General features: G+C 71.2%; 19 protein-coding genes. 13 read left to right on the top strand and 6 right to left on the bottom strand.

Annotation, left to right across the window (positions count from 1 at the left end; all coding sequences use genetic code 11):
- Positions 1-27: 27 nt before the first annotated feature.
- From KIK06_RS20710 to KIK06_RS20740, 7 genes are all read left to right on the top strand, one after another.
- On the top strand, positions 28-537 hold the full coding sequence (locus KIK06_RS20710) for a hypothetical protein (protein WP_268644766.1): 510 nt from the start codon (positions 28-30) through the stop codon (positions 535-537).
- On the top strand, positions 521-1,036 hold the full coding sequence (locus tag KIK06_RS20715; RefSeq protein ID WP_268644767.1) for a hypothetical protein: 516 nt from the start codon (positions 521-523) through the stop codon (positions 1,034-1,036). Before KIK06_RS20710 ends, KIK06_RS20715 begins: the two co-directional genes overlap by 17 nt.
- 196 nt (positions 1,037-1,232) lie before the next feature.
- On the top strand, positions 1,233-1,571 hold the full coding sequence (locus KIK06_RS20720) for a hypothetical protein (RefSeq protein ID WP_017601268.1): 339 nt from the start codon (positions 1,233-1,235) through the stop codon (positions 1,569-1,571).
- 43 nt (positions 1,572-1,614) lie between these two features.
- Positions 1,615-1,908, top strand: coding sequence for a WXG100 family type VII secretion target (locus tag KIK06_RS20725; RefSeq protein WP_017601267.1), 294 nt, complete (start codon positions 1,615-1,617; stop codon positions 1,906-1,908).
- A 14-nt stretch (positions 1,909-1,922) separates the two neighbouring features.
- Positions 1,923-2,282: a hypothetical protein gene (locus KIK06_RS20730; RefSeq protein ID WP_268644768.1), complete on the top strand. Its 360-nt coding sequence runs from the start codon at positions 1,923-1,925 to the stop codon at positions 2,280-2,282.
- 74 nt (positions 2,283-2,356) lie between these two features.
- Complete coding sequence (locus tag KIK06_RS20735) at positions 2,357-4,963, top strand: serine/threonine protein kinase (RefSeq protein ID WP_268644769.1); 2,607 nt, start codon at positions 2,357-2,359, stop codon at positions 4,961-4,963.
- 91 nt (positions 4,964-5,054) lie between these two features.
- Positions 5,055-5,984 (top strand): AEC family transporter, encoded by a 930-nt coding sequence (locus KIK06_RS20740; RefSeq protein WP_017601263.1) that lies wholly within the window; start codon positions 5,055-5,057, stop codon positions 5,982-5,984.
- Positions 5,985-6,050: 66 nt separating this feature from the next.
- On the opposite strand, the gene KIK06_RS20745 is transcribed toward KIK06_RS20740, so the two are convergent.
- Positions 6,051-7,712: an OmpA family protein gene (locus KIK06_RS20745; protein WP_268644770.1), complete on the bottom strand. Its 1,662-nt coding sequence runs from the start codon at positions 7,710-7,712 to the stop codon at positions 6,051-6,053.
- 210 nt (positions 7,713-7,922) lie between these two features.
- Between KIK06_RS20745 and KIK06_RS20750 the strand changes: the two genes are divergently transcribed.
- Entirely contained in the window at positions 7,923-9,905 is a 1,983-nt protein-coding gene (locus tag KIK06_RS20750) for a serine hydrolase domain-containing protein (RefSeq protein WP_268644771.1), read from the top strand.
- 247 nt (positions 9,906-10,152) lie between these two features.
- On the opposite strand, the gene KIK06_RS20755 is transcribed toward KIK06_RS20750, so the two are convergent.
- From KIK06_RS20755 to KIK06_RS20770, 4 genes are all read right to left on the bottom strand, one after another.
- Positions 10,153-11,544 (bottom strand): dihydrolipoamide acetyltransferase family protein, encoded by a 1,392-nt coding sequence (locus KIK06_RS20755; RefSeq protein WP_268644772.1) that lies wholly within the window; start codon positions 11,542-11,544, stop codon positions 10,153-10,155.
- A gap of 19 nt (positions 11,545-11,563) precedes the next feature.
- Positions 11,564-12,544, bottom strand: coding sequence for an alpha-ketoacid dehydrogenase subunit beta (locus KIK06_RS20760; RefSeq protein ID WP_017601259.1), 981 nt, complete (start codon positions 12,542-12,544; stop codon positions 11,564-11,566).
- Between the two features lie 3 nt (positions 12,545-12,547).
- On the bottom strand, positions 12,548-13,663 hold the full coding sequence (gene pdhA / locus KIK06_RS20765) for a pyruvate dehydrogenase (acetyl-transferring) E1 component subunit alpha (RefSeq protein ID WP_268644773.1): 1,116 nt from the start codon (positions 13,661-13,663) through the stop codon (positions 12,548-12,550).
- A gap of 407 nt (positions 13,664-14,070) precedes the next feature.
- The gene (locus KIK06_RS20770) at positions 14,071-14,682 is read right to left on the bottom strand and encodes a sigma-70 family RNA polymerase sigma factor (protein ID WP_017601257.1); all 612 of its coding nucleotides are present in this window, start codon (positions 14,680-14,682) and stop codon (positions 14,071-14,073) included.
- A gap of 284 nt (positions 14,683-14,966) precedes the next feature.
- On the opposite strand from KIK06_RS20770, the gene purS reads away from it, so the two are divergent.
- From purS to purL, 5 genes are all read left to right on the top strand, one after another.
- Positions 14,967-15,209, top strand: coding sequence for a phosphoribosylformylglycinamidine synthase subunit PurS (purS, locus tag KIK06_RS20775; protein WP_026128073.1), 243 nt, complete (start codon positions 14,967-14,969; stop codon positions 15,207-15,209).
- Between the two features lie 159 nt (positions 15,210-15,368).
- Entirely contained in the window at positions 15,369-15,860 is a 492-nt protein-coding gene (locus KIK06_RS20780) for an ATP-binding protein (protein ID WP_268644774.1), read from the top strand.
- 339 nt (positions 15,861-16,199) lie between these two features.
- Positions 16,200-16,895 carry a phosphoribosylformylglycinamidine synthase subunit PurQ gene (purQ, locus tag KIK06_RS20785; RefSeq protein ID WP_026128072.1) on the top strand — a complete coding sequence of 232 codons (696 nt, stop codon included), beginning with the start codon at positions 16,200-16,202 and terminating at the stop codon, positions 16,893-16,895.
- Between the two features lie 40 nt (positions 16,896-16,935).
- A complete protein-coding gene (locus KIK06_RS20790; protein ID WP_017601253.1) occupies positions 16,936-17,460 on the top strand; it encodes a hypothetical protein in 525 nt (174 codons plus the stop codon).
- Positions 17,461-17,544: 84 nt separating this feature from the next.
- A complete protein-coding gene (gene purL / locus KIK06_RS20795; protein WP_268644775.1) occupies positions 17,545-19,839 on the top strand; it encodes a phosphoribosylformylglycinamidine synthase subunit PurL in 2,295 nt (764 codons plus the stop codon).
- A gap of 54 nt (positions 19,840-19,893) precedes the next feature.
- On the opposite strand, the gene KIK06_RS20800 is transcribed toward purL, so the two are convergent.
- Positions 19,894-20,214 carry a helix-turn-helix domain-containing protein gene (locus tag KIK06_RS20800; RefSeq protein WP_017601251.1) on the bottom strand — a complete coding sequence of 107 codons (321 nt, stop codon included), beginning with the start codon at positions 20,212-20,214 and terminating at the stop codon, positions 19,894-19,896.
- Between the last annotated feature and the right edge of the window lie 14 nt (positions 20,215-20,228).

Raw genomic sequence — 20,228 nt, forward strand, 5'->3', positions numbered from 1 at the left:
CGTCGTCGACACGATCCGGAGGAACCGTTGACTCTGCACGGGGGCCGTGTACCCGCCTTCACGGCGGTCACCCTGGCCACGAGCCTGGTCCTGTCCGCCTGTTCGACCCCCGAACCCGAGACCGAGGAGGAGCCGGTCGGCGACTACGTCTCCTTCTTCTGGGTCGAACGGGAGGTCATGGTGCACACGCTGGACCGCATGTTCACCGAGGGCGACCCAGACCAGGTCGTCGAGAACATCGGCGACAAGAGGGACAGGTTGTTCGACACCGCGATCGTCCGGGAGGACGAGGACGGATACGCCGTCGAGCTGGACAACGACGAGTGGAACACCGAGGCGGTCCACAACTCCGGGCAGATCGACGGGGCCCTCGCGGACGCCATGTACAACAACGAGGTCACCTGGTGCGGTGAACCCGTCAACGGCGAGGAGTTCGTCGATGCCTACATGGACGAACACTGGGAAACCCTGGACACCCCGGAGGCGTACGAGGCGAGCGTCGTCGACTACGTCGACTGCGGTGACGGCCAGCCGTGAACCGGCCCTCCTGACCACAGCCCTGTGCGCCTGCCTGGCCCTGGCCGCGTGCTCGGCCCCCGCGAACGACGAGGGGGCCTCCCCGGATGAGGAGCCGACCACCGAGTACGTCTCGCGCTCCTGGGTCGAGCGCGAGGCCAGTGTGCGCACGCTGGACCGTATGTTCACCGAGGGCGACCCGGACGAGGTCATCGCGAACATGGGGACCACGCGGGACCGACTGTTCTACTCCCGCCTCGTCAAGGAGAACGACGACGGGTACTACGTCGAGCTGGACAAGGACGAGTGGAACACCCAAGGGTCCACCAGCCTCAACCAGGTCGACGGAGCCCTCGGAGACGCCATGTACCACAACGAGGTCACGTGGTGCGGTGAGACCGTGTCCGGTGAGGAGTTCGTCGATGCCTACATGGACGAACACTGGGAAACCCTGGACACCCCGGAGGCGTACGAGGCGAGCGTCGTCGACTACGTCGACTGCGGTGACGGCCAGCCGTGAACCCACGATGAATAACACCACATTGGCCGAATCCGGCCGCGATGTCGCGAAGGGTGCGTGGTCATTGACCCGCAGATGAGATCCTTACTATCGTCCGTAATCTCCCCTCCTCCCGTGTTCCGCCCCTGGGGGAACACCCTGCCCACGGAGGACGGGCACACCTCACACCTCCTCTCCCACCCCCGGAAGGGTTCAGATGTCCAACCACGCCGGTCTTGAGAATGTCAACGCACTCGGAACGGGTGGGGAGAACCTCGGACAGGAATCCGACGGTCTCCGTACCCAGATGAACCAGCTCATCCAGGACATGTCCAACGACGGCGACGCCCTGCAGGGTCAGGCCCTCAACGATTTCCGCGCGGCGCGCAACGCCCTCACCGAACGGTTCGACGAGCTCATGACCTGGTGCAGCCAGAACGGCATCAAGCTGAACGAGGGTCAGCAGCAGTTCAACATCACCGACCAGGATTCCGCCGACGACCTCTCGCAGGCCGGAAACGACCTCGGCGGCCTCGCCCGCCCGATCAACGCCTAACGCTCCCCCACCTTCTTCCCCGCCACGAGAAAGGCGCGCAGTCATGGGTAACCAGTTCGACGTCTACGGCAATGTCGGCCAACTGGAGGGCCTGGCCTCCGACCAACAGGCGCACCTGGCCCGCTTCACCGCGATCATGAGCCAGATCAACGAGCAGTCCGAGAGCACCGTCAACCAGTGGGAGGGCTCGGGCAGCTCGCAGTTCCAGGCCAAGGCCCAGGAGTTCGACTCCCATTTCGCCGAGGTCAACTCCGCCTTCTCGAAGATGATCGAGGCCACCAGCGGCACCGCCGAGAAGTACGGCCGTCTGAGCAACTACCTGAACAGTCTGTTCTAGTAGGCTGATCGGCGATGTCCTCCCCCACGCCGTCCCCACCGACCCCAGCGGATCCGGACCCGCAACTCCCCGAGGCGTTCCACTACACGCCCGACGAGGAGAAGTACGTCCTCCAGGCGGACGCCCTGCGGCACCGCCAGCTGCGGTCGGCTCTGCTGTACGGTTCCAGCCGCTACTGGCGGCGCCGTCAGCAGGTGTGGCCGGCGGTGATCGGCGGTCTCATCCTCACCGCCCTGATCTGCGGCGTCATCGCTCTCATCGGGGCGTTCGGCCGCCAGCAGGAGGTCAACGAGGAACGTGGGTTCGGAACGTTCCGGCAGCAGGTGGTGCAGGACCCCGCGTTCGACGCCCCGCGCCTGCCGGAACTGCCCTGACCCACCGCGTCACCATCCCCCACGCCTGAGCGCTGGGGCCTCCGCCACGAACACCACGAGGGGGTCGCTCACTCATGTCCGGCTCCGACCACGCCGCATGGGCGCCCGGATACGACACGTCCGCCGTACTGCGCCAGGGGCGCCGTGCCAGGATCGTCCGCGCGACGCGTGCGACCAGTGGTGCGGACGTCGTGCTCAAGGTCCTGCCCGCCGCCCAGGGGCGCGCGGAGCTCGACCGGCTGCGCGACCTCAGTGGGGTGCCCGGCGTGGTGCCTCTGTTGGACGCGGGCACCACGGCCGAGGGCGACCTGTTCGTGGTCCTGCCGTTCTACGCGGACGGCTCCTTCGCCGACATGCTCGCGACCAGGGGGCCGGCTCCGATCCAGGAGGCGGCGGCGGTCGCCCGGAGCGCGGCCGCGGCCCTGGGCGCGATGCACGGTCGGGGTCTGGTGCACAACGACGTCAGCCCGGGCAATGTCCTGAGGGCGGGCCGTACCCCGGTGCTGACCGGTTTCGGCTCCGTTCACCCGATCGGTGCGGCCGTGCCCCCGCCGCCGCCGGGTTCGGAGTCGTTCCTGCACGCTCCCCCGGAGGCGTTGCGCGGCGAGCCGCGGACGGCCGCCTCGGACGTGTACCAGCTCGCGTCGACGATCTGGACGATGCTCGTCGGCCGTACGCCGTTCACCGTCGGGGACGGGTTCGACGCGCAGGAGTACGCGCGGCGGGTGCTGACCGAGGAGGCCCCGCCGGTCGGACGGCAGGACATCTCCCGCAAGCTCCGCGGTGTGCTCTCGCGCGCCCTGGCCAAGGCCCCGCAGGAGCGGCACGAGAGCGCGGCGGACTTCGCGGCCGCGTTCGAGCAGGCACGCACGTCGCGACCGGCGACGACGGTCTCCGGTCCCAGCGGTGCCCAGGCTCCGTTGACCGGGGCGAGCGCCCCCGTCGACCCGCCCCCGGTGCCCGGTGGGGCTCAGCCCCCGACCTCGGTGCTGCCGACCACCGCCCCCGAGGCACCGCCCGCGGGGCCGCAGAACCCGTACCCGCACCCCGTACCCAGCGGGGAGCAGGCACCCCACACCGGTGCGCAGACTCCACCCCAGGAGCCCCACGCGGCTCCTTCCGGCGCGCAGCCCCCCTTCCCCGGTCCGCACACCGCACCCTCCGGGGCCCAGGCACCACTCTCAGGACCCCACACCGCACCCTCCGGGGCCCAAGCACCGCACCCGGGACCACAGACGCCTCCCCTCTCATCCCAGGGCGAGCAGGTGTCACACACGCCTCAGGAATCCCAGCCGTATCCCCCCACCACAACTGGCCATTCCAGCGCTGAGGTATCCCAGGTCCCATTCCCGTACGCTGTCCCCGGTGGCGTACAGGCCGCGCACACCCCCCACGAACCCCAACCACCCCACCCCGCCGCGGCCGCTCACCCCGACGCGCAGGTGCCGCCATCGAGACCACAGGCCTCCCACCCTGTCGCCGATGGGGAGCAGGCGCCCCACACCGGTGCGCGGACCCCACCCCAGGAGCCCCACGCGGCTCCTTCCGGCGCGCAGCCCCCCTTCCCCGGTCCGCACACCGCACCCTCCGGGGCCCAGGCACCGCACCCGTCCCCGTACTCCGTCCCCAGCGGGGAACAGGCCGCGCACACGCCCCAGCAGCACCTCCCCACACCGCCCTACGCGGTGTCGGCCCCCGGACACGCGCCCAACGCCCCCCTGTGGCCGCGGCAGACCCCCGAAGCCCCGGCCCCACCCGCGGCCCCTCCCCACCCCGCCGAGCACCCGCCCGCGCCCGCGTCGACGCGCCTCGACAGCGCCCGGCAACTGCGCGGCGACCAGCCCACGGCGGCGCCCGGGGACGACCAGAGCGGCAGCAGGCTTCCCGCCACCAACGCGGGTGGCACCGCCGAGATCATGATGGCCAAGCTGCGCGGCGAGGAGATCTCCCCGCTGCTCGCCTGGTCGCGCGTGGAGGGGTGGAGCGGCACGACCGAGTCGGGCCGCCTGCCCGAGGACGGGGCCGCCGCCCGGAGGGACGAGACCCCCGAGTGGCCCGCCCTCCACGAGCCGGACGTCTCCCAGGCCCGCTGGCGCAAACACCTCCACCTCGCAGCGAGCGTGTGCGGAATCCTGCTGCTCACCTCCGTTTCCGGAGCCTTCGCGTCGACCGGGCCCCAGACGCCGATCCTCTCGGCCGCCGAGCCCGAGGAGCCCGCCGCCGAGCCGAGCCCCGGAACCGACGAGGCCACCGGGGACGAGGAAGCCACCGGCGACGGCGCGGACGGGATAGTCGAACCGACCGTCCCCGAACCGATCAACGCTCCCACGGACGTGCGCCTGGCGGACACCCTCAACGCCGTCCAGCTCAGCTGGACCGACAACAGCGGCGGGACCGCGCCCTTCTTCGTGGTGGGCGGACCGCGAAACCTCGAACCCACGACCCTGGCCCGGACCGGTGCCGGGGTGACCTCGGCTCAGATCACCACCACCGACACCTACGGCGAGTACTGCTTCACCGTGGTCGCCGTCGACGGCTCCTCGGCCCCCGCGGAGGAGGTGTGCACCACCCGTGCCGCTGACCGCGCGGCCGCCGCGGCGGCCGAGGCGGAAGCGGAGGAGGAGGCCGCCGAGGAGGAGGCCGACCCGTCGGACGCCCCCAGCCCGGATTCCGGGGAGTGACCGTGTTCCCCTGACCCCCGGCGTGTCGTCGGCGCACCAGCTCGGATAGCGTTTCTCCCGCCGTGTCGCGGTTTCGCACGAGGAGCGCCGATTGTCCGGGGTCGTCGTAGGGTTCGGCGTCATCACCAGCGTCGTCGTCATCGGCTACATGCTGGGACGGATCCCCCTCCTGGGACCGGGCGCCAAGGACGTCCTCACCAGGCTCGCCTTCTATGTGGCCAGCCCGGCGCTACTGTTCACGATCCTCTCGCGCGCCGACCTCTCCTCCCTGGTGTCGACCTCGGCCCTGGCCAGCGTCCTGACCGTGCTGACGATCGGCCTGGCGTTCGCCTTCGTCGCCGCCGTCCGGGGGTGGGGGCTGGGCCGCTCCGCTGTCGGTACCCTCTGCGCCTGTTACGTGAACGCGGGCAACCTGGGCATCCCCATCGCCGCGTACGTGCTCGGCGACGCGTCCCTGGTGGCGCCCATCCTCCTCATGCAGCTGCTCGCGCTCACCCCCCTGGGGCTCACCGTCCTGGACCTGTCCCACGGGGGAGTGCGCGGGGTGGGCCCGGTCCTGCGGCGGGCGTTGGGCGCCCCGGCGCGCAACCCGATCGTCATCGGGTCGCTCGCCGGTGTCCTGGTCTCCGCTTCCGGGTGGCCCCCGCCCGCGCCGCTCATGGAACCGTTCGACCTCGTCGGCGGTATGGCCGTGCCCGCCATGCTGCTGGCGTTCGGGATCTCGTTGCACGGAAGCGGCCTCCCCGGGCGCGGTCCGGAACGCGGTCCCGTGTTCGTCGCGGTCGTGCTCAAGTCGTTCGCGCAACCGCTCGTCGCGTGGGCGATCGGCGCGTTCGCGTTCGGGTTGACCGGCACGACGCTGTTCTCCGTGGTCGTGCTCGCCGCCCTGCCGACCGCGCAGAACGTCTTCACGTACTCCGTCCAGCACCGGACGGGGGAGGGGCTCGCACGCGAGGTCGTACTGATCACCACGCTCCTCACCATCCCGGTCCTGTTCGGGGTCACCTTCCTGTTGGGCTGACACGGCCACGCCCCGCCGGGTGCGCTCCCGGCGGGGCGGCCGACGGCCCGTCTCGCCCGGCCTCCGTCACTCCGTGAACGGCACGTCCTCGACCTCCCCGAACGACCCGGCGCGCAGGGTGACCCGGTCGACCTCGGCGGGCGGCGCGGCGAACACCGCGACCAGCTGGTACGTGTTGCCCGGCTGCATCTCGTGGACCTCCTCCGCGAAGCCCGCGTAGCTGTCGCCGCCGAAGTTCAACAGCGTGACGTAGCGGACCAGGTCGGTGTCGGGCTCCAGAAGCTGGAAGCCGCCCAGCGCGCCCTGGCTGAACTCGGTCGGTCCGCCCGGGGACACGGCGTCCTCCCCGCCCATGTCGGGCAGCACCGGCTCGTCACCGGTGTTGGTCAGCGACACCGTGCTGATCACGTAGGCGCCGTCGCGCCGCAGCGGGTGCACGTCCATCCGCACGTCCCCCTCGGTGACCGAGGCGACCACCTCGGCGGTGTCGTCCTCGACGAAGGCGGCGGGCGGGAAGACACTGCGCTCGCTGGAGCCCAGGGCCTCGTCGTCGCGATCGTTCCCGGTCCTGGCGTCACCGGACCGGTCCACGCGGTAGGAGAACTCCACGCGCCGGTTGCGGGCACGCGCCTCCTCGTCGTCAGCGCCGCCCTCCTCGGCGACCGGCTCGGTGGCCCCGCGCCCCTCCACGGTGAAGTCGTACCCCTCACCGAGTTCCTCCGCGAGGACCTCCCGGACGGTCTCGGCCCGCTCGACGGACAGCTCCTGGTTGTAGGCGTCGGAGCCGCGGCCGTCGGTGTGGCCGATCACGGTGACCTCCGGGTCGTCGGGGTCGATGTTGTGCTCCAGCGACCGGGCGGCGCGCCGGACGACGTCCTCGGCCTCCGCGGTGAGCTCGGCCGAGTCGAAGGCGAACATGACGTCGGAGCGCAGGGCGACGGTCTCGGTGTCGCCGTCGCGGGTGGTGGAGGCGACGTCGGAGTCGACGAAGCTCTCCATCTCCCCGACGTGCTCCACGGCCTCGGCGTCGGGACGCCGGTTCTCGAACTCGACGGTGTCGCCGGACTCGGGGTCGAAGTCGGGATCGGCGCCGTTGGGGGCCTCGGGGTCGGGACGCTCCTCGTCGACGTCCACCACCGGGATGCCGGTCATGGCGCCGAGGCCGCTGCCGACGAACGTGACCTGGGTGACCTCGTCGGGAAGGCGCGGGAAGTACCAGCGGTACCGGTTGGTGGCGTCGACCTCGACGGGGTAGTAGCGCCCGTCCCGGGGTGCCACGGAGCCGTACCGGTCGCCGTCCTCGTCCAGCAGTGCGCGAAAGGCCCGTCCGCTGACGGGGTCCACCAGGGTGTCCGGCATGGCGAGGTTGCTGTTCCGGCCCCGGAAGTGGTCGATGTAGGTGCTCTCGGTGTACAGGACGGTGTACTCGTCGGTGCGCTCCAGGCCCGTGACGGAGAAGCGGAGCGTGGAGTCCTGGCCGGTGTCCTGGAAGATCTGCCCCTCACGGGTGTAGGGGAAGTCGACCTCGACGGGTTCGGGCGTGGGCTCGGGGGGCTCCGGTTCCTGGCTCGGACCGGGCGACGGTTCGGGCGGCTCCGGGCTGCTGCCGCCGGTGAGGTTGGTGATGTCGGGGACGACTCCGCAGCCGGACAGTGCCAGCGCGGTCGCGACCACCAGCGCGGTGGCGGTCAGGGGGCGTGACGTGTTTCCGCTCCGCGGCGCGTTCATGCGATTGACTCCTACAGTGTTTTCGCTTGCCAACGACAACTACGACGCAAGCAACACTGTGTTGGTTCGCGGTGCGGATTCCCCCTGTGGACAACCCCTCAACGCCCCTCCTCCGACCTACGGTGGTAACCGACAGCAACCCCCCGCGCTCCGGAGGTGACCGTGCCGCTCCGCCATGTCCCCTGTCCGCAGGGCGTTCTCCCCATACTGGTGACCGCGCTGTCCGCCATGCTGGCGTGGGTACTCCTGGCCACGTGGGCGGTTCCCGGAGCCGCCGCCGGGGTTGCGCCGGTCTCCGGCGGCCACGCGCCGCGAAGCGGCGAGGAACTGGGCGAACCCGTGGACGCGCAGAGCTTCCTGGACACGCGGGTACCCGAGTTCCTGGAGGAGTACGGAGTCCCCGGGGCGGTGGCCACCATCGTGTCGAGCGGCGAACGGACGGGGTACGGGGGCTACGGACACGCGGACGCCGAGCACGGGAGCGAGGTCGACCCCGACCGCCACGTGTTCCCCGTCGGATCGATCGCCAAGGTGTTCACCGCCGTGGCCGTCCTCCAGCTCGCGGAGGAGGGACGGATCGACCTCCACGAGGACGTCAACGCCTACCTCCCCGAGAACGCGAGGGTCCCCGCCACCCCCTCCGGGCGTCCGGTCACCACCCACCACCTGCTCACCCACACGGCGGGGTTCGAGGAGGCGATCGCCGGACAGGGCGCGTTCGACCCGTCGGAGCTGGCATCCCTGCCGGACCACGTCGCGGCGGCCGAACCCCGACGGATCTTCGAACCCGGCGAGTTCGTCGCCTACTCCAACCACTCCCTCAACCTGGCCGGGCTCATCGTCGAGGAGGTGTCCGGTACGCCGTTCGGGGAGTACGTCCGCACGCACGTGTTCGAGCCGCTCGGCATGGCGGACAGCGCGTTCGGCCCCCTGCACGAGCTGGCCCGCGCACACGACCTGCCCGTCGCCCACCACTCCGACGGCACCCCGGTCACCGGCTACCACCTGGGTGGAGAACCCTCCGGACTGGCGATCGCCTCCGCCTCGGACATGGCACGGTTCCTCCAGGCCGTCCTCAACGGCGGGGAGCTCGACGGCGAACGTGTGCTGTCGGAGGAGTCCGTCACCGCGATGCTGGACCGTCAGGCGGGCGGGCACCCGGAGGTCACCGGGGTCGGCTACGGCACCTGGGAGTGGCGACTGGACCGGCCCCGCGTGGTCGGCCACGCCGGGGACCTGTTCGGGTTCCACAGCATGTTCGTCGTCGTCCCCGAGGCCGAAGTCGGCTTCCATGTCGCGATCAACGGCGACGGGACCACCGACGCGGACGGACGGGACATGCGCATGGCCCTCAGTGAGGCGTTCATCGAAGAGTTCGCACCCGTCGCCGAGGGGTCCGGCACAGACAGCTCCGAGCCGCTGGGAACGGGTCCCTCCGCCGGTCCGGGCCCGGCCGAGGAGGAAGCCGCCGTGCCACCGGGCGGGTACGCGGGTACGTACGTCGCGACCCGCCGCACCACCAGCGGTCCGGCCTCGGTGTACTCGCTGCTGTCCTGGGTGCGGGTGCGCCAGGGGGAGGACGGGGCCGTGGTGGTCGACTCCGTCGGTCTGCCCGAACAACGGTTCCTGCCCCTCGGCGGTGGTTTGTTCGAGGAACGGGAAAGACGAGACCGGATCGGGTTCATCACGGCCAACGATCAGGTGACCGGGCTGTCCTTCGACACCAACCCCACGACCGCCTACCAACGCGTGGCGTGGCCGGACTCGCCCCGGGTCCACGCGATCGCGATCGGAGCGGCCCTCCTCGTGCTGGCGACTGTGCTGGTGTGGCCTGCGCTGGCCTTGGTCCGCCTGCTCCGGCGCCGTCCCAGCCCTCCTCGGGGCGCGGCCGCCGCGCGCTGGTGCGCCGCGCTCGCCGCCCTCGGGGCGTTCGCCACCGTGGGTATGTTCGCCTACCTGTTCACCGACCCGAACCTGCTGCTCGCCCTGTTCTTCGCGGACTCACCGGTGCTGCTGGTTCCCCTGACCCTGGGGGCTGCGGCCACTCTCGCGGCCCTGGTCCTCACCGCTCTGGCCTGGCGGCGCGGCTGGTGGTCGGCGGCCTGGCGGGTCCACCACACCCTGGTCATCGTGGCCGCGCTGTTCGTCGTGCTGATCGGGGTGCGCTACCACCTGGTCTGGCCGCTGGGCTGACCCCGGAGCAGAACGGAGCGCACACGCCATGTGTCGGTCAACGCCCGTCCGGGAATACCCCAATGGCGGGGTCCGTCCCTCTCCCCCTTGGGGGGCGGGCCCCGCCACCGCGTCCGGCTCGGCCGGGGTCGGGACGGCACGAGGCCTCCGGAGGACGGATGATCCGTCCGCCGGAGGCCTCGTTCACGCGCGAAGGGCCGCACCACACCGGTCCAGCGCTCGGAGCCCGGGCTCCGAGGAGGGTCGGCTACCCCCAGGCGAGGGCGGTCAGCTCGGGGTCCTCCAGCGCGGTGCCGATGTCCCGCAGCACCTTGGAGCCGAGCTCGCCGTCGACCAACCGGTGGTCGAAGGACAGCGACAGCGTCGTCACCTTGCGCACCGCCAGCTCACCCTCGTGCACCCACGGCATCTCCCGGATCTGGCCGAAGGCCAGGATCGCCGCCTCGCCCGGGTTGATGATCGGGGTGCCCGCGTCCACGCCGAACACGCCGACGTTGGTGATGGTGATCGTGCCCTGGGACATGTCCGCCGGGCTCGTCTTGCCCGCCCGCGCCGTGTCGGTCAGATCCTTCAGGGCCCCGGCCAGCTCGGGCAGGGTCTTGGCGTCGGCGTCCTTGACGTTGGGCACCACCAGACCCCGGTCGGTGGCGGCCGCGATCCCCAGGTTCACGTAGTCCTTGACCACGATCTCCTGGTTCTCCTCGTCCCAGGACGCGTTGACCTCCGGGTTGCGGCGGATCGCCATGAGCAGCGCCTTGGCCACCAGCAGCAGCGGCGAGACCCGCACGTCGGCGAAGTCGGGCCGCTCGCGCAGGCGTGTGATCGCCTCCATCGTCCGTGTGACGTCCACCTGGAGGAACTCGGTGACGTGCGGCGCGGTGAACGCGCTGCCGACCATCGCCGCCGCCGTGTGCTTGCGCACCCCCTTGATCGGGATCCGCCGCTCACGGGCGGCCCGGTCGGTCGTGACGGCCGGGGCCTCGGCGACCGGAGCGGCCGGAGCCTCGGCGGGCTCGGCCGCCGCGCGCACGTCCTCGCGGGTCACGATCCCCCCGGGGCCGGTCGGCGTCACCGACGCCAGGTCCACCCCGAGGTCGCGGGCGAGCTTGCGCACCGGTGGCTTGGCCAGCGGGCGCCCACCGGCCGCAACCGCGGGCGCGACCGGGGCGGCGGGCTCGGCGGGAGCGGCCGGCGCCACCGCGGCGGGCTTCGGGGCGGGCGGCGACACCGGAGCCGACGGGGTCGGGCGGCGACGAGCGCGGCGCTGGGTGGCCCCCGCCTTCTCGCCGTAGCCGACCAGCGGCTTCTCCCGCTCCTCGGTCTCCTCCGCGGCCGGGGGAGCCGACTCGGCCGCGCCGGAACCACCGCTGCCGTCGTCCACGGTGATGATCACCGTGCCGACGTCCACCGTCTGGCCCTCCTCGACCAGCAGCTCCCGCACGGTGCCCGCGAACGGACTGGGCAGCTCGACCACGGCCTTGGCCGTCTCGATCTCGCACAGGTTCTGGTTGACGGTGATCTCGTCGCCGGGCTTCACGTACCAGGTGAGCAGTTCGGCCTCCACGAGGCCCTCACCGACGTCGGGCAGTTTGAACGACTGCACGCCGCCGACGGCGGGTGCGTTCTTCTGAATCCCCATGTCTCCTGTTCCCCGATACCTAGAACGCGAACGCCCGGTCCACACCGTCCAGAACCCGATCAAGGTCCGGAAGATAGTGCTCCTCCAGCCTGGACTGCGGGTAGGGGGTGTCGAAGGCGGCAACGCGGATCACCGGCGATTCCAGGTGGTAGAAGCACTCCTCGGTGACACGGGCGGCGATCTCCGCGCCGGGGCCGCCGCTCAGCGGCGCCTCGTGCGCCACGACCAGACGGCCGGTGCGCTTCACCGAGTCCACGATGGTGGGGTAGTCGACGGGCGACAGCGATCGCACGTCGACGACCTCGACGGAGTGGTCGGTGTCGGCCTCGGCGGCCTGGAGGGCGGTCTTGACCATCGGCCCGTAGGCCAGCAGGGTCACGTCCGTGCCGGGCCGGGCGATCCGAGCGGCGTCCATCGGGGTCGCCTCGGCGATCGGGGCCTCGGTGTCCACCTCGGCCTTCTCGTAGTAGCGCCGCTTGGGCTCCAGGAAGATGACCGGGTCGTCGGACCGGACGGCCTGCTGGATCATCCAGTAGGCGTCCTCGGGGTTGGCGACCGTGACCACCCGCAGGCCCGCCGTGTGGGTGAAGTAGGCCTCGGGCGACTCGCTGTGGTGCTCCACCGCGCCGATGCCGCCGCCGTAGGGGATGCGCATGACGACGGGGACGCTGAGCTTGCCCGCCGAGCGGCGGCGCATCTTGGCGAGTTGGGTGAAGGTCTGGTTGGCCGCCGGGAAGAAGAACCCGTCGAACTGGATCTCCACCACCGGGCGGTACCCGCGCAGGGCCATGCCGATGGCGGTGCCGACGATGCCGGACTCCGCCAGCGGGGTGTCGATCACCCGGTCGGCGCCGAAGTCCTTGTGCAGGCCGTCGGTGACCCGGAAGACGCCGCCGAGACGGCCGACGTCCTCACCCATGACCAGGACCTTCGGGTCGTGTTCCATGGCGGCGCGCAAGCCCGCGTTGATCGCCTTGCCGATCGTGAGGTTGGTTCCCATGGCCTAGCGGCCCCCTTCCGCGCCGGCGCCCTCGAAGGACGCGAGGTACTCGGCGAACTCGGACCGCTGCTGGTCGATGTGGACGTTGGGTTCGGCGTAGACCTCGTGGAAGATGTCCAGCGGCTCGGGGTCGGGCAGCGCCCGGCACTCGGCGCGCACGCGCTCACCGATGGCGTCGGCCTCGGCGTCGACCGAGGCGAAGAACTCCTCGTCGGCCAGGCCCTCGCGCTCCAGGTGGCGGCGGAGACGCAGGATCGGGTCCTTGGCCTTCCACTCGTCCAGCTCGGCCGTCGCCCGGTACCGCGTGGGGTCGTCGTTGGTGGTGTGGGCGCCCATGCGGTAGGTGAACGCCTCGACGAGCGTGGGCCCGTTGCCCTCGCGCGCGTTGGTCAGCGCGGCGCGGGTGACGGCCAGGCACGCGAGCACGTCGTTGCCGTCCACGCGCACACCCGGGAAGCCGAACCCGGAGGCGCGCCGGTAGATCGGCACACGGGCCTGCCGCTCCAGCGGTTCGGAGATCGCCCACTGGTTGTTCTGGCAGAAGAAGACCACGGGGGCGTTGTTCACCGACGCGAAGTTGAACGCCTCGTTGGTGTCGCCCTGGCTGGTGGCGCCGTCGCCGAAGTAGGCGATGACCGCGGTGCCGTCCTCCCCGACGGCCCCGTCGCGCTGGACGCCCATGGCGTAGCCGGTGGCGTGCAGGGCCTGGCTGCCGATGACGATCGTGTACAGGTGGAAGCCGTGCTCGTGTGGGTCCCAGCCGCCGTTGGTGACGCCCCGGAACATACCCAGCAGTTCCTTGGGCTCGATGCCGCGGCACCAGGCGACGCCGTGCTCACGGTAGGAGGGGAAGGCCATGTCGCCGTCGCGCAGGGCCCGCCCGGACCCGATCTGCGCGGCCTCCTGGCCCAGCAGGGAGGCCCACAGGCCCAGCTCACCCTGCCGTTGGAGGGAGACGGCCTCGCTGTCGACCCGGCGGACGAGCACCAGGTCCCGGTACAGGTCGCGAATCTCGTCAGCGCCGATGTCCAGGGGGTAGTCGGGGTGTGCGGTGAACTCCCCTTCGGGTGTCAGGAGCTGGACAAGCTCCGTTTGTGCGTGTGCGGTGGTGTCCGACACGTCGCTCCTCGGGTTCTCGGGGCCGAATTCGCGTGGGTGAACGCTGATCGGCCGAATCAAGGTCCGCTCACCCGGGGTGGTGGGCGCAGCGGACAGCCCTCCCCACATCGTGACAGAACTCACTACGTGGAGCGCAAGCCCTCAGCGTCACCTTTTAACCTGTCCGCCCATCATCCCGATCCTCCACACATGCGCAACTACCAGGGCTTCCTATCAATTACAAGGACTTCCAACAACTTTGTGGACCCTGGTTGACGACGGAACGGAAACGCCCGGGCGGCCTCGATGTCGAGGCCGCCCGGGCGTGACGTGGCAGCACGCGGCGGCTACGGAGAGAGACCGCGCGGGGTCATGGGGTGGTTGGGGCGGGGGCCGGGGCGCCGTGCGAACGCGCGGGGCGGGACGGCTCAGGCCGGGACGCGCATGCCGCGCTCACGGCCGTAGTCGGCGAGCATCTCGCGGAGCTGGCGGCGGGCGCGGTGCAGCCGGGACATGACCGTGCCGAGCGGCGTCCCCATGCGGGCGGCGACCTCCTTGTAGGCGTAGCCCTCGATGTCCACGAGGTAGATGACCTCCTGGAACTCCTCGGGCAGGCGCGCGAGAGCCAGCTTGATGTCGGAGTCGGGCAGGTGGTCGAGGACTTCGGTCTCGGCCGAACGCATGCCGGACGACGTGTGCGCCTCGGCGGCGGCGAGCTGCCAGTCCTTGATCTCGTCGGTGGTCTCCTGGCGCGGCTCGCGCTGCTTCTTGCGGTAGGAGTTGATGAACGTGTTGGTCAGGATCCGGTAGAGCCAGGCCCTCAGGTTGGTGCCTGCCCGGAACTGATGGAAATTGGCGAAGGCCTTGGCGAATGTCTCCTGGACGAGGTCCTCCGCGTCCGCCGGGTTGCGGGTCATCCGCAGGGCGGTCGGGTAGAGCTGGTCGGCGAACGGTGTCACCGCGGTGGCGAAGTCCAGGGTCTGCTCTTCGGCGCGGGTCTCACCGGTCGTGGAGGTCTGGTCCGCTGCGATAGTCGTCAAGATTCCCCCCTCTGGACGACCGGACGATCACTTCCACACTGGTAGACGCCACCAGACGCTTCCAATGATGACATCAATCAGGGTGATACGAGTCACGAAGGTACCGAAACCGTCTCCAGTACGGGTAAGCATGCGGTAAAGGACCAGCGTGGCGCCTGGCCAGGGGCCGGTCGCGGGCCGGTGTGGCATACGCTGGCGTCGCCCCTCCGAGCGGCTCGGAGAGGCGCCCGCCCGGCTCCGCGGCGGGCAAGTGCGGCACACCCACATTTCTTCTGGAGGACGCTGTGGCCCGCGTCGTTGTTGACGTCATGCTCAAGCCCGAGATCCTGGACCCCCAGGGCCAGGCCATCGCCGGGGCCTGCTCCCGGCTGGGCTTCGAGGGGGTCGAGCAGGTCCGGCAGGGCAAGCGCTTCGAGGTCGAGGTGGACGGCGAGGTCGACGACGCCAAGCTCGCCGACGTCCGCCGGCTGGCCGAGACGCTGCTCGCCAACACCGTCATCGAGGACTTCGAGGTCCACGTCGCCTGACCCCGCACCGGGGACGGACACCCGCACACCTGGTGTGTCCGGAATTGGCCAGCCGTGTCCCGTATCGGGCACGGCTGTTCGTTTTGCGTCAACCGAGCTCGGGAAGGTTCCTTAACGCGTCGAACCGGCAACCGACCACGGAGCACGAGAGGTGTACGCATGGACGCCGTCTTCTCGATCTCGCTCCCCCGCCAGGCGTACACGGTCTCCGTCGTACGCGACGTCCTCGGCACCCTGCTGCGACGCGTGGGCCTGTGCCAGGACTGCGCCGACGACATCATCCTCGCCGTCTCCGAGGCCTGCGCCAACGCGATCGAGCACGCCGGTTCGGCCACCGACTACCGCGTCGAGGCCGACCTCGACTCCCGGTTGTGCGAGCTGCGGATCTCCCACAACGGGGAGGCGCCCGCTGGCACGGCCCTCCCCCGCGGGCTCTCCCCGGGCCCCGTGCCCCTGCCCCGCCTCAGCGCAGAATCGGGCAGGGGCATCTTCCTGATGCGCCGGCTCATGGACGAGGTCTCCTTCCGGGGCGCCCCGCGCACGACGGTCCTCCTGCGCAAGCGTCTCGCCCGGTGCGACCACCGCCCCGATCCCGGCCCCGCCCACATCCACGAGCAGGACTACGCCGCACTGTCCGCTTCCCGGTCGTGAACGACCGAGCCCGCGGGTGGGCGCCCGGCCGGCCGCCGGGTCCACCTCCCGCGTCCAGGAGCCCCCGGGACCGAACACCTCCGCACGGGGATGTGGCACACACCACCGCGCCTGTCGGGTCACACACCCCGACCGCGCTTCCAGCCGTCCGAATTGGGAGAATCGCACAGGCCAGGAGCCCGGAAGCGGGGTGAGGGTCGTACCCGAACACAGTCGACCGGGTACGCTGCGAGGTGCGGACGCGCCGTCCCGCGACGGCCCGGCGTCCGCGGACTCCTCGCCCAACCACCCGTCTTCCCGCGCGCGGGATGCGGACACACAATGACCCGGAGTGTGCTCATGGCAGCCCGTGTGGGCGTCGTCACCTTCCCCGGCTCCCTCGACGACAAGGACGCCGCCCGCGCCGTCGCGCTGGCGGGTGCCGAGCCCGTCGCGCTCTGGCACGCCGAACCCGACCTCAAGGGCGTGGACGCGGTCGTCCTGCCCGGCGGTTTCTCCTACGGCGACTACCTGCGCTGCGGCGCCATCGCCCGGTTCGCGCCCCTGATGTCCGAGCTCGTCCCGGCCGCCCGCTCGGGCGCGCTGCCGGTGCTCGGTATCTGCAACGGCTTCCAGATCCTGTGCGAGAGCCACCTGCTCCCCGGAGCGCTCACCCGCAACACCTCGCTCCGCTTCCTCAACCGCGACCAGGTGCTGCGTGTGGAGTCCACCGCCACCGCCTGGACCGGCGACTACACCGACGGCCAGGAGGTCCTCGTCGTCCTCAAGAGCGGCGAGGGCAGCTACGTCGCCGACGAGGAGACCCTGGACGAACTGGAGGCCACCGGCCGGGTCGTGGTCCGCTACGTCGGCGGCAATCCCAACGGATCGCGCCGCGACATCGCCGGGATCACCAACGAGCACGGGAACGTCGTCGGCCTCATGCCGCACCCCGAGCACGCCGTCGAGGCGCTGACCGGCCCCTCCACCGACGGGCTCGGCTTCTTCACCTCGATCCTCAGCCACCTGGCGACCGGAACCCCGGTACACGCCTGACCCGACGGACCCGCACACGGACAGGGGGACGAACCTCGCGATGATGGCGCTGCTGCGCTCCCGCCGTTTCAAGATCGCACTGGCCGTCGCACTCGTCGTCGGCCTGGTCGTCTCCGGCGCGCTCGGCCTGTTCCAGGCCCTGAGCACCCCCGTGCCCACGGCGTCGCCCGAACCTCCGGCTCCGGGGTCGGCCCAGACCCCGGAGCGCCTGGAGGCGCCGGACGTCGACGTGCTGGGCGACCCCCCGGACGGACTGTCCTACGTCTCCGGTGACGAGGACGTGCAGTGCACGACCGCCGAGTGCGTGCGCCTGGTGCGGGTCGTCACCGACGAGGGCGAGCGGGCCGCCGACTCCGAGGAGGCGATCGAGTCGGTCTACCACCACCTTCTGGACGCCAACTGGGGGCAACTGCTCCCCGAGGGCGCGGAGTCACCCGACGACGTCCCCCTGGGCGAGACCATCCTCAGCGACGGGGACGTCCTGGTCGCCGACTCCTCCGACCACGACGCGGAGGAGGCCGCCGCGCTCCTCATGCTCGGCAACGCCGTCCAGCCCAGATCCTGAGTTCTGCCCTGACCACGACCTTCCGCGCCGGTCGGCGGACGCCACGGCCCGGCTCACATCCGCACATCCCGAACGGAACCACGCATGTCTGAAGTACCTGGTCTCGACACCGTCACCACGGCGCTCGACACCCCGGACACCCCCCAGCCCTACGCCGAGCTGGGCATGGCCAAGGACGAGTACGAGCGGGTCCGCGAGATCCTGGGCCGCCGCCCCACCTCCTCCGAGCTGGCGATCTACTCGGTCATGTGGAGCGAGCACTGCTCCTACAAGTCCTCCAAGGTGCACCTGAAGCAGTTCGGGGAGAAGGCTCCCGAGAGCGACGCGCTGCTGGTCGGCATGGGTGAGAACGCCGGTGTCGTGGACGTGGGCGACGGACGCGCCGTCACGTTCAAGATCGAGTCGCACAACCACCCCTCCTACGTGGAACCGCACCAGGGGGCGGCCACCGGGGTCGGCGGCATCGTCCGCGACATCCTCACCATGGGCGCCCGGCCGGTCGCCGTGATGGACGCGCTGCGCTTCGGTCCCGCCGACGCCGACGACACCAAGCGCGTACTCCCCGGCGTGGTCTCGGGCATCTCCTTCTACGGCAACTGCCTGGGACTGCCCAACATCGGCGGTGAGATCGGTTTCGGCGCGGGCTACCTCGCCAACCCGCTGGTCAACGCCCTGTGCGTCGGCGTGATGCGGCACGAGGACATCAAGCTCGCCCAGGCTCCCGGCCCGGGCAACAAGGTGGTCCTGTTCGGCTCCACCACCGGCCCGGACGGGATCGGCGGCGCCTCCGTGCTGGCCAGCGCCAGCTTCGACGACGAGTCGCACGCCAAGCGCCCCAGCGTGCAGGTCGGCGACCCGTTCATGGAGAAGCTGCTCATCGAGTGCAGCCTGGAGCTGTACGCCCGCGACCTGGTCGTGGGCATCCAGGACCTGGGCGCGGCGGGTGTGTCCTGCGCGACCACGGAGCTGGCCGCGGGCGGTACCGGCGGCATGGACATCCAGCTCAACCGCGTCCCGCTGCGCGACCCCCGGCTCACGCCCGAGGAGATCCTCATGAGTGAGTCGCAGGAGCGCATGATGGCCGTGGTCGAGCCGGCCAAGATGGACGAGTTCCTCGCCATCTGCGCCAAGTGGCAGATCGTCGCCACCGAGATCGGCGAGGTCACCGAGGTCACCCCCGAGGAGGCCGAGCGCGGCGGCCGCCTCGTGATGACGTGGCACGGCGAGACCGTCGTGGACATGCCGCCGCGGACCGCCTCCGACGAGGGCCCGGTCTACCAGCGCCCCTACGCCCGCCCCGCCGAACAGGACGCGCTCCAGGCCGACGACGCCGCCGCGCTGCCCCGTCCGGCCGACGACGCCGAGCTGCGCGACCAGCTGCTCCGCGTGCTGGGTGCCCCCGGAGTGGGCGACCCCACCTGGGTCACCCAGCAGTACGACAGCTACGTGCGCGGCGACACGGTCGTCTCGGCTCCGCACGACGCCGGGATGATCCGCGTGTCCGACGACTCGCACCGCGGCGTGGCCCTGTCCACCGACGGCAACGGCCGCTACACCCGTCTGGACCCCTACGCGGGCACCCAGGCGGCCTACGCGGAGGCGTTCCGCAACGTCGCCGCCACGGGCGCCCGCCCGCTGGCGGTCACCAACTGCCTCAACTTCGGCTCGCCCGAGGACCCGGGGGTCATGTGGCAGTTCGCCGAGGCCACCCGGGGCCTGGCGGACGCCTGCCAGAGCCTGGGCACCCCGGTGACCGGCGGCAACGTGAGCTTCTACAACCAGACCGGTGACGTGGCGATCAACCCGACGCCCGTGATCGGCGTGCTCGGCGTGATCGACGACGTCCGCAACCGCCTTCGCTCGGCCTTCGACACCGACGGCGCCACGGTGTTCCTGCTGGGCGAGACCCGCGCGGAGTTCGGCGGTTCGGCCTGGGCCGACGTGGTCCACGGCCACCTGGGCGGGCTGCCGCCCCGGGTGGACCTGGCCGCCGAGGCCGCGCTGGGCGAGGTGCTGGCCACCGCCGCCGACCGAGGCCTGGTGACCGCCGCCCATGACCTGTCCGACGGCGGCCTGGGGGTCGCGCTCGCCGAGTCGGCGCTGCGCGGTGGCCGGGGCGTGCGCGTGGAGGTCGACGGCGACGTGTTCACCGCCCTGTTCAGCGAGTCCGGCGCCCGCGCCGCGGTCGCGGTGCTCCCGGAGCACGCGGACGCGCTCCGCGCGCTGGCCGCCGAGCACGACGTGCCCGTCGCCGAGATCGGCGCCGTGGGCGGCGACGCGCTGGTGGTCACCCACCCGGGCGGGTCCGTCGAGGTGCCGCTGGCGGACCTGCGCACCGCCTACGAGGCCACGCTGCCCGCCCTGATGGACGGCGTGTAGGCCCTGGAGACGACCGGAGCGGGGGAGCCCGGCGGGCTCCCCCGCTCCGTCGTGTCAGCCGACCTTCAACTGTTCGTCGCCGAAGTCCGCGACGATGACCAGAGTCCCGCCCAGCGCCGTGACATAGCGGTCGAGGACGTCACGCGTGGAGAGGTCCCCCGACTCGATCTGGGAGACCCGAGCGACCGACACTCCCATGCGCTGCGCGACCTCGGCCTGGCTGAGCCCCCGGTGCTTGCGCATCTCGACCAGTCGCCAGGCACGAGCCTCGTCCCGAAGGCGCGCCACACCGGCCTCGAACGCCTCGACACCTCCAGCGGTCTCGATCGCCCGTTCCAGGTGCCCGCTCTCCCGCCAGCTCTGGTAGCTACTCATCCACCCACCTCTTC

Origin of the sequence: Nocardiopsis sp. EMB25 (assembly GCF_026797795.1) — a bacterium.
GTDB lineage: Bacteria > Actinomycetota > Actinomycetes > Streptosporangiales > Streptosporangiaceae > Nocardiopsis > Nocardiopsis lucentensis.